The sequence below is a fragment of the Sphingobacterium sp. UGAL515B_05 genome, assembly GCF_033097525.1.
Lineage (GTDB): Bacteria > Bacteroidota > Bacteroidia > Sphingobacteriales > Sphingobacteriaceae > Sphingobacterium.
Window position 1 is genome coordinate 2,692,091 of record NZ_CP109907.1, and the last position, 16,506, is coordinate 2,708,596.

A 16,506-nucleotide genomic window follows, 5' to 3' on the forward strand; every position below is an offset into this window, starting at 1 on the left:
CTGTGAAGTACTATATTATGGCAAATAAAAAAACATTGATAGCCATTGTGGGGCCAACAGCTGTTGGTAAGACCACAATGGCTATTTCATTGGCACAATATTTTAAAACAGCAATAATTTCTGCTGATTCTCGTCAGTTCTATCAGGAAATGTCTATTGGTACGGCTAAACCAGATCCAGCGGAACTTGCTGCTGCACCTCATTATTTCATTAATTCACACTCCATAACGCAGGATTATTCAGCAGGAGATTTTGAACGTGAGGCCTTACTGAAACTGGAAGAACTATTTCAATTGCACGACGTGGTAATCATGGTAGGTGGATCGGGCTTGTTTGTACGGGCCCTCTGCGAAGGATTGGATGACTTGCCCAAGGCGGGGGATGAAGTGCGTGAGCGACTTAATCATGAACTTGCAGTATTGGGATTGGAGGCCTTAAAAGATCGATTGAAAAGCATTGACCCGGCATATTTTGAAACTGCAGACATCGATAATCCGCAACGTGTCGTCCGGGCGCTTGAAGTTTTTGAGGCGACAGGTAAACCCATGTCATTTTACCATAAGAAAGATGTCGAGAAAAGGCCTTTTGATGTCCTTACCATTGGCTTGAATATGGATCGGGCTGACTTGTATGAAAGGATCAATTTACGTGTAGATTTGATGATGACAAATGGCTTACTGGACGAAGTGAAAGCTTTACTTCCTTTCAGAACGAAGCCCGCATTGCTCACTGTTGGTTACGCCGAGTTGTTTGATTATCTCGATGGCAAGCAGTCTTTGGAGGACGCAATAGCGAAAATCAAGCAAAATTCGAGGCGTTATGCCAAGCGACAGATTACATGGTTTAAAAAATATGGTTATACGCACTGGTTTCAATCCCAGGAGACAGCCGCAATAATTGATTTTATTCAAAAGGAGCTGACAGGAGAGCATTCCTAAAGATCTAGCAGAAGTGAACTAGATGTTATCTTCGAAGGTTCAAACGAGGTTTATAGACCGCTTTTCAAGGTGTGCATAACGTATATAGGCCATAAAAAAAGCCTTTGTTATTAATAACAAAGGCTTTTCTATTTCTAGCCGATAATTACTTCACTAAATAGTTCCATCCAAATGGATCTTCTACTTTGCCATAGCGCAAGTCGTTGAGGTAATTCAAAACACGATTTGAAAACTCGCGGCCCTCTACTGGTGGCAAGTGGTAATCTTGTCCTTCGAAACCGATACGGCTGATATCCGTAATTGTGGCTGCAGTACCAGCTGCGAAAGCTTCAGTTACTGTACCGGCTTTAATACCGTCAATTAGTTCTTGAATAGATACCTTTCTCTGCTCGGCTTTATAACCCCATTTCTCCGCCAATTCCATAATTGTACGGCGTGTTACACCGTGTAAGATTGTATCACCATGTGGTGTAATAATCGTATCTCCAATGCGGAAGATAAGGTTTGCCGTACCTGCTTCTTCAATATATTTATGCTCGGAAGCATCTGTCCACATAATTTGGTCATAACCTTCGTCATTGGCCAATTGTGTAGGGTAAAGCGATAATGCATAGTTACCTGCATTTTTAGAAAAACCAACACCACCTTCTGCTGCACGCGTATAGTAGGTCTCAACTTTTAAGCTGATTGCTTTGCTGTAATATGCGCCTACAGGGCCAGTGATAATGATAAATTTGTATGACTTTGAAGGGTGTACACCTAATGCTGCTTCTGTTGCGAACATAAAAGGACGGATGTACAATGATGAACCTTCTTTTGCCGGGATCCAGTTACGGTCGATGTCCAATAGTTTGCTTAGGCCATCCATGAAAATCTCCTCAGGTACCTCCGGCATTTGAAGACGTGCGGCAGATTTGTTGAATCTTTCCCAGTTTCTGTCCGGACGGAAGATACTTACTGTTCCATCTGCAAATTTATACGCTTTGATTCCTTCAAAGATCGCTTGGCCATAATGTAAAGCGGACATTGAAGGACTAATACTGATATCTCCGTAAGGGACGATGCTGACATCTTTCCATTCACCGTCATCATAGTTTGCGACCAGCATGTGGTCGGATAAAATCTTTCCGAATTTTAGATTGTCGAAATCTACTTGCGAGAGTCTTGAATTTTGAGTTGGCTCTACGCGAATTGAATAGTTCTCTGTCGCGTTCATCTTATTTTTTAATTACTTAGGCTAAGTTAGGAAAAAAATGAAATATAAGTTGCACCTGTACCCGGATAATTTACCCGCTTTGATATGCCTTTTATTTCGGACAGTTGTTCCCTGTTTTGCTACACTTTTTTTGAAATGGAAGAATTTGGCGGCATTTCTTTATGTTCGACTGTATTAATAATTAAATGTATTAATTATTTATTAATTAACGTGGAGGTTTGATATTATGGCATAAAGTTTGGCTATAAAGAATGCGGTCCTATAGATGGGCTTTTTGGTCCGCAGTAACGCTATAAAATCACTTATCATAAAAATAAACTTAGTATGGAATTGACTCACAGTCTTAACAAAAGTAGTGAAGTAACATCAGGCGATAATCGCTCAGTGTTACAGGGTGAAGTTGAAGTTCAGAAGAAAGGTATTTCTATGAATTTTATCCTTGGTTTTTTTGTTTTTTTATATAAAACGGCAATTAAACCTTAACAAACCTCCATTATAGTCTAAGCTTTCTTGAGCTTACCAATTAGACGAACTCACAGCGGTTCTTTAAAACAACAAAATTCAGCAATACGAGATTAGCCAAAATAAGGGAATCCAAAAATTTTGGCTAATCTCCAGCCGGAGACCGCCCTATTACGGTCAATGTGCGGAATATTTCAGTTTGTACGCCGTATTATTCGGCGAGTATTTTCAAGAGCGGGTCGAGATATTCGCGGCTATTGCTCAATCTTGGAACCTTATTTTGTCCCCCAAGTTTACCCCTTGATTTCATCCATTTATAAAACGTATCTTCGGGCGCATTGTGTACAATAGGTGGTCGGAGCGCCATATTCTTAAAACGTTTGGCGTCATAATCCGAATTGATTTCACGGAGTTTTGCATCCAATATTTCACAGAAGCGTTTAAAATCGTTGGGTTGTTGTTCAAATTCTATTACCCATTCATGTGCCCCGGCTTCAGCATCTTTAAAATATACCGGCCCTGCCGTATAATCTTTTATGCGTGCCTGTGTTAATTTGCTCGCTTCGGCCAATGCCTGTTCGGCATTGTCAACAATAACCTCTTCACCAAAGGTGTTAATGTATTGTTTGGTCCGTCCGGAGATCTGAAAACGATAAGGAGATAATGACGTAAATTTTATGGTATCACCGATTTTATATCGCCATAAACCTGCGTTGGTAGAGATAATCAATGCGTAGTTTTTGCCAAGCTCCACCTGATCCAAACGTAAGGTTGACGGATTTTCTTCATGCATTCGTTCAGTAGGTAAGAATTCGTAATAAATACCATAATCTAGCATAAGCAGAAGATCTTCCGAGTCAGATTGATCTTGTAAACCAAAATATCCTTCTGAGGCATTGTAATTCTCTAGATAATACATGTTGTCCGAAGGGATCAATTGTTGGAATTGCTCGCGGTAAGGTTTAAAACTCACACCACCATGTCCATAAAACTCTAGGTTTGGCCAGACCTCAAGGAGGTTATCTTTGCCTGTAATCTCAAGAATACGCTTGGCCATAACAATATTCCAGGTCGGTACGCCAGCTAGGCTCGTTACGTTTTCTTTGAGTGTAATTTGCGCAATCTGCTCAATTTTCTCTTCAAAGTTTGGATTTAAAGTAACCTCCATATTGGGCGTTCGCTTAAATTCTGCCCAGAAAGGAAGGTTACGGATGAGGATTGATGAAAGATCGCCGTAGTAGGAATCCGGACTGAAATTGTTGATTTGGGAAGAACCACCAATAACAACAGATTTTCCCGTAAATACGCGATTTTCGGGTCTATTATGACAATAAATTGTAAGCATATCTTTACCGCCCTGGAAGTGACACTCTTCGAGCGCTTCCTCACTAACGGGAATAAATTTGCTACGATCAGATGTGGTACCTGAGGACTTGGCAAACCATTTGATATCAGAAGGCCACAGGATATTCTGTTCGCCTTTTATCATACGATCAACGTAGCCCTTGATATCATCATAGTCCTGTATAGGGACGCGTTCTTTGAAGATTTCGGGCGTTAATATACTTGTATAATCGTATTTTTTTCCCCATTCCGTAGCTTCAGCAGTGGCAATTAAACTCTGAAACCATTCTTCTTGTACATCGTGTGGGTATTTCATGAAAAGTTCAATCTGGTGAATTCTTTTTTTCATGAACCAAGTAAAAATGGAGTTTAATAAGGCCATAGGGGGAGAGATTCTTTAATCTTTAAAATTTTTTCCTTCTTAATTCAAAATGTCGACCGAGATAAAATTTACGGGCAAGCTCATTATCTGCAATTTCCTCAGGTGTACCCGTCAGCATAATCTTTCCTTCGGTCAGGAGGTAGGCCCTGTCCGTAATAGATAGGGTTTCCTGTACGTTGTGGTCGGTAATTAAGATGCCGATATTACGGGTTTTGAGCTTGGCTACGATCGTCTGAATTTCTTCTACGGCGATTGGGTCAACCCCTGCAAAAGGTTCATCCAAAAGTATAAAAGATGGATTTGCAGCTAATGCTCGCGCAATTTCGGTACGTCGACGCTCACCGCCGGATAACAAATCACCCCTGTTTTTGCGGACACGGTGCAGGCTGAATTCTGTGAGTAGTTCTTCCAGTTTTGCCAAACGTTCTTCTTTATTCGGATAGTGGATTTCTAATACAGCCAGGATGTTGTTTTCTACGGAGAGCTTCCGAAAGACCGATGCTTCCTGAGCGAGGTAACCGATACCACGTTGGGCACGTTGGTACATCGCATCTTGTGTAATCTCCTGATCGTCGAGGAATACCTTGCCTTCATTGGGTTTGATTAGACCAACGATCATGTAGAAAGAGGTCGTTTTTCCCGCCCCATTAGGACCCAATAACCCGACAATCTCTCCTTGTTCCACATGGAAGGAAACATTGTTGACAACGGTACGCTGCTTATATTTTTTTATGAGATGTTCTGCCTTTAAAATCATCTTCGTGGAGTGTCTTGTGTTATATGTATCTGTTCAATAGGACTACTTAATAACCCTCACCATTCTTTCATGCCTGGTATCTAATCCTGTATGAGGGTTTTACGCCTTGATCAAATCTTGTGTAAATATATTTAATATCTTCTTACTATTGCAATACTAATACTTAATCCCTTTGATGTTTAGTTGTAAGTTTCTTTTGTTGCGCCACACATTCTCTTCAATGCTGTAACAGATGTCGAAACTTTGCCCAGAATTGATATGTGTGATATGTTCTGCCAGTCCAAAACCGATACAGTCAAATGAAGGCGAGTCTTCTTGAACAACGGTCATCTTGAGGTGATTGGTGCCCACAATAAAAGCTTGTCCTACTGCATTTACCTTTTTACTGAGGAAAATAGGAGATTCATTTTGGGGGCCGAAAGGTTCAAACTGCTGGAGAATACGAAAGAACTTAGCGTCGATATCTTTCAAGGCTAGTTTAGCATCGATCAAAATTTCTTGGGTCAGCATTTCAGGACTGATACGTCGCGATACCACTTCCTCAAAACGATCTTGGAATAGGGTGACATTATCTAAGGACATCGTTAGTCCGGCAGCATATTTATGACCACCAAATTGCTCCAATAGATCGGCGCATTCGCTTAAGGCTTCATACAAGTCAAAACCCAGTACCGAACGGCAGGAACCTGCAATATGACCATTTGTTTCGGTCAATATAATCGTTGGACGGTAATATTTTTCGGTCAGGCGCGAAGCTACAATACCAATGACACCTTTGTGCCAGTCGGCTTTATACAATACCGTGGATTTGCGGCTTTTAAGTAGGGCATTGTCCTCAATGAGTGCCAGCGCTTCTTCTGTTATTTTGAGATCAAAGTCTTTACGGACATTGTTTTGATCGTCTATGCTCGAACTGAAGTCTTTGGCTTCCTGTAGCGATTTGGAAATCAAAAGCTTGACGGCGTCTTTGGCATGGTCTATTCTGCCGGCGGCATTAATGCGTGGGCCGATCTGGAACACAATGTCGTTAACTGTAAAGATCTTCGTTCGATTATTTGATAAGTCAATCAGTGCCTTTAATCCGACGCAGGGATTCGTATTAAGTTTAATAAGGCCAAAGTGGCTGAGTATTCTATTTTCACCGGTAATCGGAACAATGTCCGAAGCGATACTCACGGCCACAAGATCCAAAAACTGATAGCAGGTATTGATATCCATGCCATTGGTCAATATAAAAGCCTGAATGATCTTAAAGCCAATTCCACAACCTGAAAGTTCTTTATAGGGATATTCACAGTCTGCTCGCTTGGGATCTAATACGGCATAGGCTTTGGGAAGTTCTTCACCGGGAAGGTGGTGATCGCCAATGATAAAATCAATTCCTTTGCTATTTGCGTAATCTATTTTATCGACTGCCTTGATACCGCAGTCCAATGCAATAATTAAGCTGAAACCATTTGCTGTGGCATAGTCGATGCCTTGTGTAGAGATGCCATAACCTTCGGCATAGCGGTCTGGTATATAAAACTCCAGCTGGCTATGAAATTCCCTGAAAAAACTGTAAACAACAGCTACCGCTGTGGTACCGTCCACATCATAGTCTCCATAGATCAGAATTTTTTCTTTGTTGCCGATGGCTTGGATAATACGGGTGATGGCTTTCTCCATGTCCCGCATCAAAAATGGATCGTGCAAATCCGATAATTGAGGTCTAAAAAACTGCTTTGATTCGTCAAAAGTCTCAATTCCCCTGCTCACGAGCAACTCTGCCAATACAGTGTTGATGTTTAATTCCTCGCGCAGTTTGTTGGTTATTTTGACATCAGTTTTAGATTTTAGTACCCACCTTTTTTGCATATCTTTGCACAATATTTTAAGTGTAAATATACGTTTTAAGGCTGGACTTACCTAATTCCTAAACCCGGTATTGGTCCGCTGTTGCTTAACGTGCATATTCCCAATGTTTTAAATATGGTGCAGGCTTATTCTTTATATGAAGGTTCTTTTTCCGTAGACAAGAGTAGAAAATTTATTCCCTTTGACCCACTTCTAGACGACCCTAAGGACCGACCGGGGGCGATGTTTATCCATGTCCATCCCTTCTTGATCCAAACGAATGCCGGACTTGTTCTCTGTGATACCGGTCTTGGCTATACCGATGACAGTGCTGTGCTACAGCTGCATCATAATATCCGTAAGGCTGGCTTTAGACCCGAAGATGTAAAATATGTACTGATGTCCCACCTTCATAAGGATCATGCCGGTGGGATGGTCACATTTGAAAACGGAACTGGACGTATCGCATTTCCTGAAGCCGAATATATTGTTCAACGTGGCGAATGGGAAGACGCCTATTCAGGCATCTCCAGTTCATACAGGACCGAGATTTTTGATGTGATTCAACGCAGTGGAAATTTGGTACTGGTGGAAGGTGAAGGAAAAATAAATGATGAAATCAGCTATGCGCTCAATGGTGGACATACCGCACACCATCAGGCATTTCATATTCAAACGGATGATCAGCACTATTTCTTTGGCGGAGATGTATTACCTGAGCCTGAAGAAATTTTCCATAATTATGTTGCCAAATATGATTTCGATGGTCGGCGCTCCAAAGCCTTGCGTCAGGAGTATTGGGCAGAAGGCGCGCCAGCAGGCTGGATTTTTTTGTTTTATCATTCTAAGAATATAACCATTGGCCGTAGTCAGATCCGGGAAGATGGGACCTACAAGCTAGTTGACGCAAAGTTATAAAGGAAAAACCTCCATGACCTTTTAGGGACATGGAGGTTTTTGGAAGGTTTAGTATCCCGGATTTTGTGGGAAGGCTGCACCAGTGTTACTGTCTATAACTTCTTGTGGAATAGGCCAAAGAATAAATTCTTTTTTCACCACATTTTTTGATTGTGTATTTAATGTTTGCACGCGGCGTAAAAAGATATCCTCACCAAAGCGGGCAAGGGTCATACGGCGCATTTCCTCACCAATAAGCTCCCGGGCGCGTTCGTCGAGAATCAAATCAGCATTGATTGCTGATGCATCGATTAATGATGCCTTTGCACGGGCACGGACAGCATTAATGGCGTCTTTAGCTTGTGCCGGTTTATTGGCGCGCCAGTATGCTTCAGCCAATAGCAGGTAAGTTTCTGCCAAACGTACTTTCACACGGTCCTTCATATTTCCTTCAAATGCAGGGTCAACAGCGGTCTTTCCGTAGAAAAATTTGGTTGTTGTCGGGAATACATTACCTGATTCTTTGATCGCGTCGGTAAGTACGATCTTCTTACCATAAAGTTCAGGGACGGAAGGATCGTTATAATACCAATCGCGTTTGATATTGAAAGATGAATTTCTGACATCTTGTTTTTCATAGCTATCCAGCCACCATTGATAAGGGCGCACGTGCCCAAGCCCTCTTCCACCAAGTGAGTCGGCCAAGGCAAATCCTTTTTGTTGTGAATAGAAAGGCACCCAGGCGCGTTTACTCCAATCCGTGTAGCGGTCGCCGCCCCCTTGTGTATTGTATTCCAATTGGATAGCCCAGATCGTTTCTTGATTGCCGGAACCACGATTTTGATTGTTTTCGATAAACATATCGTGGAAATAATCGCCGGGTTTATCTTTTTCGGCGCCAAAACGTTGATCATTCAATTTAAAGTAGCCACTTTGAATCACTTTGTTGGCAGCTTCTGCAGCTAAATCAGGTTGTCCAGCTTCGATATATGCTTCTGCCAGGTAGTGTAAAGCAGCCCATTTCGTCAATTTACCTTCCTGAATTGTTCCTGGATTGTCGGGCAGGTTTTCGCTCGCGTACTTAAGGTCTTCAATCATATGTGTCAAGATCTCAGCTTTCGGTGTACGCGTGAAATCACGACGCGGTGTTTCGGATACCTTGTCCACCCAAGGCACATCGCCGTACAGGTTGACTAAGTAGCGATAACTGTAGGCACGGAAGAAACGGGCCGTTGCTTCCACACGTTTTGGATCGTTGTCCTTGTCTGTCCAGCTGATACCATCCTTTTTTAAAGCCTCGAGGATGGTATTGGTATTACCAATAAATCCGTAGGCATATTTCCAATAATTGCGGACATAAGACGAAGCTGGATTTAGCGTATAATTGCTGAATGGAGCCAATGTAGCGTCTGTACCTGTGGTTTTGATAGCGACGATATCTGTTCCGACCTGTAACGCCTCCTGTGGAGTTGCTCCCTGGGAAAAGATACTACCGTTCCAGGTCAGGAATTCCATGCGGGCATAAGAGTATAAACCATTTAGGCCAGTTTCGAAACCTTTCGTATTAATATAGGTATTATCAGGTGACTGAAAGCTGCTGGTATCTTCATTTAAGAAGTTCTTGCTGCAGCCTGTAAAAAGTAAGCTTAGGCCAGCTAGTATTGTATATAAAGTTGTATTTCTTTTCTTCATGATCTTGATGTGTTTAGAATTGGACATTTACTCCCAATGAGAATGTTCTCGCAACAGGATAAGGACTGGCAATATTTGTCGTTGTTGGATTACCTGTGGTCGAACTTACGCTCAATGCCTCTACGTTGTAACCTTTGATTTTGGAGAATGTATAGAGGTTACGGGCGTTAATAAATGCTTTAATGGAAGAGAGATTCAATCTTTTTAGAAAATCGCCATCAAAGGTATAGCCCAAGCTAAAGTCCCTAATTCGCCAGTAGGACGAATTGATATAATACGTATGGTTATTTACAGGCGTGTATCCAGGAGATGGGATATCTGTGTTTGTACGCTCCGGTGTCCAGTAAGGCATGTCAGCGAGATAATTGGCGCCGTTGTTAGGCAAGAAACGTTCGATGTTTTTGAAATCATCTATTTTCGTTCCACCAAATGCCCCATTCATAAAGAACGACAGGGAGAAATTTTTGTACGTGAAATCATTGCCAATACCGAGTGTATAAGGTGATATTTTGTTCCCCATCATGGTACGGTCATTGGCATCGATTTTACCGTCGTTGTTGAGGTCGGCTAACTTGGCGTCGCCAGGTTTCGCTTTAGGTTGATAGGAGTTTGCGATGTCGTCGCCCTCTTGCCATACACCAATGACTTTATAATCATAGAAAATACGGATAGGCTTTCCGATTAACCAGGCATTGGTCAAATCATCTTTTCCATCAGCGCGCAGTTTGGTGATTTTATTGTTGTTATAGGCAAAGGTCGTATTTACATTCCATTGGAAATTGTCATTTTTGACAGGTATGGCATTCAAGGTAACTTCTATCCCTTTGTTGGAAGTTTCACCGATATTGGTCAAAATGGTGTTGTAACCGTTCATGACAGGGACCTGTTCACTTAATAAAAGATCGGATGTTTTTGAGGAGTAGTAGTCGATCGTTCCTGAAAGTCTATTTTTGAGAACCCCAAAATCCAAACCAAGGTTTAATGAAGCTGTCGTTTCCCAAGTTAGATTGCTTCCACGGCCATTGAAATTCATCACAAGTCCTTTGACTGGGTCAAGACCATAGATATAATCGACGTTGGTCAGGCGGTCGTAAGTTTGATAAGGTGATACGGCCTGATTTCCATTTTTACCATAAGAAACACGAAGTTTTAACAAGTCGAAATAGTCCTGCACATTTCCTTCTTTAGAAACTACCCAGGCTCCTGCAACGGATGGGAAAAATGCATATCGGTTGTTAACAGAAAATGCGCTATAACCGTCCGAACGACCTGTTAAGGTTAATAGGTAGCGATCCTTAAAGGCATAGTTGATTCTTCCCATGTAGGAAATCATCGCTGTATTTTGAAGGTTGGACTCGATCTTAAGATTTTTAGAGGCAGAAGCCATGTTGTTATATCCGGCATCTGATACAAAATCGTCTCCATTCATTTTAGAAGTTTTTAGATTTGTTTTCTGGGAAGAATAGAGGCCCACGACATTGATCTTGTGGTCACCAAAGGTGCGGTCATAGGTCAAGAGATTTTCCCAGGTCCAGTCCCAGAAATGCTCATTGTAAATTGATCCGGTACCATTCACGCCTCGCCCTGTAACCGTATTTGAACCATAGTAGGAGTTTTCGTTAATATTTCGATAGTTGGTTCCGAAGGTGGTTTTGAAACTTAATCCTTCAATAGGGAGTTTCACATCAAGCCAAGTATTCGCATAGACCGTTCTTCTGGTCTGATCCCATTGGCCTTTTTCGTCTGCGAAAGGGTGTGCCCACAAGGTCTGTGCGTACATCGGGTACGTTACAGCAGTGCCATCGGCATCACGGTTTTTACTGTAAGGGGAAAGCTTTACAACACTTTCGAGGTTAGGCTGTACGCCGTCACGGTTCCCTTGGGAAGCCTGCATGGTCATTCCTAGCTTTAACCAAGAGCTTAAACTTTGGTTGAGGTTTAGATTGACATTATATCTTTCGTAGGGCGTGTTTTTTACCACACCATCTTGATTTAGGTAGCTTACAGATGCATAGTAATCGGATTTATCTGTTCCACCTGAAAAACTGAGTTGATGTTCCTGAATGGGAGCGCCACTATTGAATACTTCGTCCTGCCAATTGACTTCTTCTCCTTTTTTGTATTGTTCCAATACGTTGGCAAAAAGATAATTTTCTGGGTTGAGCTGATCGCCGGTTTTTCCTTTCGAAGCCTGGTAATCACGCATAAATTGGATGTACTGTGGACCGTTCATCAATTTAAGGCGGCGTTCTACACTTTGAACCCCAAAATAGCCGTTATAATTGATGCGTGCTTTCCCTGCGGCACCCTTTTTTGATGTGATGAGGATGACACCATTTGCCGCTCTTGAACCATAGATTGCAGTAGACGAAGCATCTTTTAATACCGAAATACTGGCGATTGTATTGGAGGAGATGTCGCCTAGGGAACCACTAAAAGGGATTCCATCCAGGATAATTAGGGGTGCATTGGACGCCGAGATCGAGTTCTCACCGCGGATATTGATAGAAGCTGTTTCGCCAGGTTTTGCTGAACCGGAATTGATCGCCAGACCGGAAATCTTACCTTGAAGTTTATCGACAACATTCGGTGAATTTATTCGTTCCAGGGATTTTGCTTCCACTGTTGCGATACTTCCTGTCAAATCGCTCTTTTTCTGTTTACCATAACCTACGACCACAACTTCATCCAAAACATCCTCGGATTTTGTCAAGGTTATTTGTGCTGCTTGTGCTGCGGAGACTTCTTTCGCCGTAAATCCGATCGAGTTAAATGTTAGGATGGCACTTTTTGAACTGACGTTCAGTGAGAAGATACCGTCTTGATTGGTTGTCGTCGCTGCTGCTTTGCCTTTTTCAGAAACGGTAACACCGCTTATTGGTTTCCCCGTTTCATCAACAACTTTTCCGGAGACGACTTGCTGGAAGGGTGAACGACTGGATATTGCAACCAAATTACGTGGATTTGCTACCCCGTAAATAGGTGCCGCTAATGACAAGATTGATAAGGGTGTCAGCAGGATGAGATGACTCTTTTTGACCATAGGTGTGTAATTTAGATTCAGTAAGTGTTTAATGCGGCAATTATAAAGAAATAAAGCGTTGACAATTCTATTGCTTCTTGGAACAAACGATTGCACGAACTACGAAAACGTTATAGAAATGGGGCTTTGTAATGAAAATTGGAGCGAATTAAAGCTGATTTTTTCGGCGAGGAATTCCGATCGTTAATAACATGTATACGTCGAACGCTTTTATTGTTGTTCAGTTGTGTCATCAAGATGCCATACGTCGAAAAAAAGGATGATATCGATCAAAAGGGTCGTTTTTCTGTTCTTTTTTTAGTATTTTGGGGTAATTTGGTCTTTGTAGCCCATCCCGTCAGATACCAGCGGATTCGTTTAAGATTGATTTTTTGGGTAAATTTGTGTTTTAGTAGCTAAGGGCTGATGCTGTTTTTTCTAAACGTCTTTGTTTTTTTTAGAAAGAACCTTTAGCTTGTTTTCGTAATTGTTGTAAACAACGTTATGAAGCTTATATTATTAGTATTTATTTAAATAGAAGATTATGTCTATTGTAAGAGAGTCCGATCTGATTGGAATTGGAAAAAAATTTCAAATTGAAACCGATGCGGGAGACAATATGGTTGTTGTTATCCATGACGATGGCAGACGGGAACTTTATCGCTATGATGACGAGGAGCACGAGTCACGTTGCGTTATGACACTTAATGATGATGAATCCCGGCAGATTGCGGGTATTATCGGTGGCTTGTCCTACAAACCTAAAGCTTTGGAGACAATTGAAGTTGCTTTGGACGATTTGCGTATTGAATGGTACAAAGTGGAAGGTAAAAATGAAGGGGCCGGAAAGACAATTGGAGAGCTGGAAGTTCGCCAACGTACAGGTGCATCGATTATTGCTGGGATACGGGATGATGATACGGTTATCAATCCAGGACCGTCTTATTTGATTAGCCCAGGTACAACCCTTGTCATCGCGGGGAAGAAGAATAATATTAAACTTTTAAAGGAAATTTTACTGTAATTTATGCTATCACATACCTTAATTCTGGAAATTGGAATCGCTGTAGGACTTGTTGCCATTGTTGGCCTAATCGCCAATAAGCTTAAGTTTTCTGTTATTCCATTTTTCATTATTATAGGAATGGTTTTGGGACAGCACGCTCCGCAGGTTGGTCTGGTGGATTTAACATTTACAGAGAGTAAACCCTTTATAGATTTCATGGGACGGTTGGGCGTATTATTCCTGCTGTTCTACCTGGGCCTTGAGTTTTCGGTCAATCGCCTTATTAAATCCGGTAAAGCAATTGTCACAGGCGGGACAATTTATGTTTTATTGAACTTTACCTCTGGCTTGTTGATCGGATGGCTAATGGATATGCCATTTAAGGAGATGATGGTCTTATGCGGTATCATGACAAGTTCTTCCACGGCTATTGTTGCAAAGGTTCTTACAGATCTTAAACGCACGGCCAACCCCGAGACGGAGGTCATCATGGGCATGATTATGTTCGATGATCTGTTTATCGCGATGCACATCTCTTTCCTTTCAGGCTTGATACTGACCGGAAGCAGTTCGTTTTGGACGGTAGCTGGAACGTCCTTACTGGCCTTGGGATTTATATTGGCCTTTTTGATTTTGGGTAGAAAACTGGTGCCTGCGATTGATCGCTTATTGAAGGAGAAAACCTCCGAATTATTTATATTGATCATCTTTGCCTTACTTTTTATTGTGGCAGGTTTCTCTGAAACCATCCATGTTGCGGAGGCTATTGGGGCATTGATGGCTGGCTTGGTGTTGGCAGATTCGCAATACATTAAAAAGATTGAATCGATGGTACTGCCTTATAAGGACTTTTTTGGAGCGATGTTTTTTTTTAGTTTCGGATTATCTATTGATATTATGTCCCTTGGAGGTGCCGTATTTTGGGCTTCGATTGCAGCAGTGGTAACGGTAATGGGGAATCTTGCATCGGGATATTTTGCAGCTAAATTTTCGGGTATGAAACCCAAAACTTCTTTTGATATCGGCTTTACCCTGTCTGCGCGGGGAGAATTTTCCATTATCATGGCAAATATTGGTAAAGCAGGGGCTTTATTACCCGTTATTCAATCCTTTGTGGTTGTGTATGTACTTATTCTTTCCATTGTATCTCCACTATTGACCAAAGAGTCACGTAATCTGTGGAAATTACTTTTCGGTGCAGATGCCAATAGTGCAAAGCCTTTGAAAAAGTTGAGCGATTTAGAAAATAATCAGACCACTTAGCACTTCTGGATGATAGAGTTGCTCTTAAATGAGTGCTCACAAGCAAAGGAGGATCCTATAGTACTGTAGGATCCTCCTTTGCTTGTATGAGCTATTGAATTTTACAAAAATCCTAATTCTAGCTTTGCTTCTTCAGACATCATGTCTTTGGTCCAGGGTGGATCAAATGTCAATTCGACCAATGCCTCTTTTATACCTTCTACGGCCGCAACTTTTTCCTGAACTTCATTCATGATCTCACCAGCCACCGGACAGCCGGGAGCAGTCAGTGTCATCACGATCTTTGCAATGCCCTCTTCCTTTGTAATGATTTCGTAGACAAGTCCCAAATCCACAATATTTGCGGGTTTCAGTTCAGGATCATAAATCGTTTCCAGTACCGCCTGGATTTGTGGTGCTAAACCCAGTTTATCTAATACGATGATACTCATTTATTCAGTTTTTTATCGTGAATAGCGCCCTGATAGATCGCTAGTAATTGTTCTTTATTTATTTCAGGAGTAAAATTACGAAAATAGTATGCATTGCAGGTCTTTCTTATCTCATCTTTTTCATCTGGTGTTTCGGCACTCCACGTTGTCAAACAGCGGATGATATCGTTTTTGTCGTGGGGATCGAATATCTGTCCTGTTTTGCCCGGAATGATCAGTTCGGGTAGTGGCCCTAGGTTTGAGCAGAGCACAGCTGTTCCGACTGAATAAGCCTCAAGAATCGTGATCGGCATACCTTCAAAACAAATCGATGGTACGAGTAGTGCCTGTGCTTTGGCTACCAAGGGAAGTATTTCGGACCTCTTTTTAAAGCCGAGGTAGGAAATGTTCGGCTGATCTTTAATTCTTCTCAGGACCTCCTCTTCGAGCGGACCGCCACCAATTAGCTGTAGTTGAAAATCTGTTCCGATTAAAGCATCGATCAGATTCAATATCCCTTTTTCTTCCGAAAGACGACCAACGTAAATGAAGTAGGGCTGTGTAACTTGCGGGCCTATTGTGGCAGGGAAGACAAAGTTTGGTTTAACCGCAAATTTACTGGGTGAAAGACGCAAAGTCGATTCTACAAATATTTTTTTCGCAAAGGAACTTAAATTAATGTAGCGATTAACCTTTTCCCAAGTCCCAATTTTACGGTGAAACCAATAATTCAAAGCCAGAAGAAATGTTTTGACTGTGGAATTATTGAATGCCTTTTGCCGAATGGCCGTCCAAGGAAACTCCTCTTGAAGGGAGTCCAGAAAGAGATGGTTGTGATGGTAAAGCGTAGCTGAAGGGCATAGCAAACGGAAGTTATGCAAGGTCATGACCTGGGGGATGCCGAGTTTTGCAATCGTACGCACGATAATCGGTCCTGCTGCATAATGGGTGTTGTGAACGTGAACAATGTCTGGTTTAAACGTCTGAATTATTTTTTTGACACGTTGAGCAGCGCAAATATTCCAAAAAGATCCTATTGTCTGTAATGCACCTTGCCAGCCCTTTTCGTTTTGAAAGGTTAGCGTTTGAACTTCATGTCCTTGTGCTAGGAGGGATGATTCCTGCTGGAATACAGTGTCTTCACCACCAGGATCTTGATAAAATGTATGGATAATCAGTATGCGCATAATAAAAGACTTATACAAATGTACAATTTTGGGGGGACTTCCTTTAAGGGGACAAAATTGCCATTTCTATATGATTATTGCTATATTCGCAAGA

At 41.8% G+C, this 16,506-nt stretch carries 13 protein-coding genes; 5 read left to right on the forward strand and 8 right to left on the reverse strand.

Annotated features, from left to right (window positions below; genetic code table 11):
• Nucleotides 1–17: 17 nt before the first annotated feature.
• Nucleotides 18–938: a tRNA (adenosine(37)-N6)-dimethylallyltransferase MiaA gene (miaA, locus tag OK025_RS10775; protein WP_317669461.1), complete on the forward strand. Its 921-nt coding sequence runs from the start codon at nt 18–20 to the stop codon at nt 936–938.
• A 145-nt stretch (nt 939–1,083) separates the two neighbouring features.
• On the opposite strand, the gene OK025_RS10780 is transcribed toward miaA, so the two are convergent.
• A complete protein-coding gene (locus OK025_RS10780) occupies nt 1,084–2,154 on the reverse strand; it encodes a branched-chain amino acid aminotransferase (protein WP_046672808.1) in 1,071 nt (356 codons plus the stop codon).
• A 324-nt stretch (nt 2,155–2,478) separates the two neighbouring features.
• Here OK025_RS10780 and OK025_RS10785 point away from each other — a divergent pair, with 324 nt between their 5' ends.
• On the forward strand, nt 2,479–2,637 hold the full coding sequence (locus tag OK025_RS10785; RefSeq protein ID WP_157698580.1) for a hypothetical protein: 159 nt from the start codon (nt 2,479–2,481) through the stop codon (nt 2,635–2,637).
• Nucleotides 2,638–2,827: 190 nt separating this feature from the next.
• Here OK025_RS10785 and OK025_RS10790 read toward each other — a convergent pair whose 3' ends face one another.
• The 3 genes from OK025_RS10790 to recJ form a co-directional block, all read right to left on the reverse strand.
• Nucleotides 2,828–4,342: a GH3 auxin-responsive promoter family protein gene (locus OK025_RS10790; protein WP_317669462.1), complete on the reverse strand. Its 1,515-nt coding sequence runs from the start codon at nt 4,340–4,342 to the stop codon at nt 2,828–2,830.
• A 22-nt stretch (nt 4,343–4,364) separates the two neighbouring features.
• Entirely contained in the window at nt 4,365–5,099 is a 735-nt protein-coding gene (lptB, locus tag OK025_RS10795) for an LPS export ABC transporter ATP-binding protein (RefSeq protein WP_028072074.1), read from the reverse strand.
• Between the two features lie 156 nt (nt 5,100–5,255).
• Nucleotides 5,256–6,956: a single-stranded-DNA-specific exonuclease RecJ gene (gene recJ / locus OK025_RS10800; RefSeq protein ID WP_317669463.1), complete on the reverse strand. Its 1,701-nt coding sequence runs from the start codon at nt 6,954–6,956 to the stop codon at nt 5,256–5,258.
• Between the two features lie 114 nt (nt 6,957–7,070).
• Between recJ and OK025_RS10805 the strand changes: the two genes are divergently transcribed.
• Nucleotides 7,071–7,853, forward strand: a complete 783-nt coding sequence (locus OK025_RS10805; RefSeq protein ID WP_317669770.1) for an MBL fold metallo-hydrolase — start codon at nt 7,071–7,073, stop codon at nt 7,851–7,853.
• A 48-nt stretch (nt 7,854–7,901) separates the two neighbouring features.
• On the opposite strand, the gene OK025_RS10810 is transcribed toward OK025_RS10805, so the two are convergent.
• Complete coding sequence (locus OK025_RS10810; RefSeq protein ID WP_317669464.1) at nt 7,902–9,524, reverse strand: RagB/SusD family nutrient uptake outer membrane protein; 1,623 nt, start codon at nt 9,522–9,524, stop codon at nt 7,902–7,904.
• Between the two features lie 13 nt (nt 9,525–9,537).
• Nucleotides 9,538–12,567 (reverse strand): TonB-dependent receptor, encoded by a 3,030-nt coding sequence (locus OK025_RS10815; RefSeq protein WP_317669465.1) that lies wholly within the window; start codon nt 12,565–12,567, stop codon nt 9,538–9,540.
• Between the two features lie 523 nt (nt 12,568–13,090).
• Here OK025_RS10815 and OK025_RS10820 point away from each other — a divergent pair.
• Nucleotides 13,091–13,570 (forward strand): cation:proton antiporter regulatory subunit, encoded by a 480-nt coding sequence (locus OK025_RS10820; RefSeq protein ID WP_046672804.1) that lies wholly within the window; start codon nt 13,091–13,093, stop codon nt 13,568–13,570.
• Nucleotides 13,571–13,573: 3 nt separating this feature from the next.
• Complete coding sequence (locus OK025_RS10825) at nt 13,574–14,815, forward strand: cation:proton antiporter (RefSeq protein WP_317669466.1); 1,242 nt, start codon at nt 13,574–13,576, stop codon at nt 14,813–14,815.
• Between the two features lie 101 nt (nt 14,816–14,916).
• Here OK025_RS10825 and OK025_RS10830 read toward each other — a convergent pair whose 3' ends face one another.
• Entirely contained in the window at nt 14,917–15,246 is a 330-nt protein-coding gene (locus OK025_RS10830; RefSeq protein WP_317669467.1) for a metal-sulfur cluster assembly factor, read from the reverse strand.
• Nucleotides 15,243–16,412: a glycosyltransferase family 4 protein gene (locus tag OK025_RS10835; protein ID WP_317669468.1), complete on the reverse strand. Its 1,170-nt coding sequence runs from the start codon at nt 16,410–16,412 to the stop codon at nt 15,243–15,245. Before OK025_RS10835 ends, OK025_RS10830 begins: the two co-directional genes overlap by 4 nt.
• Nucleotides 16,413–16,506 lie beyond the last annotated feature (94 nt).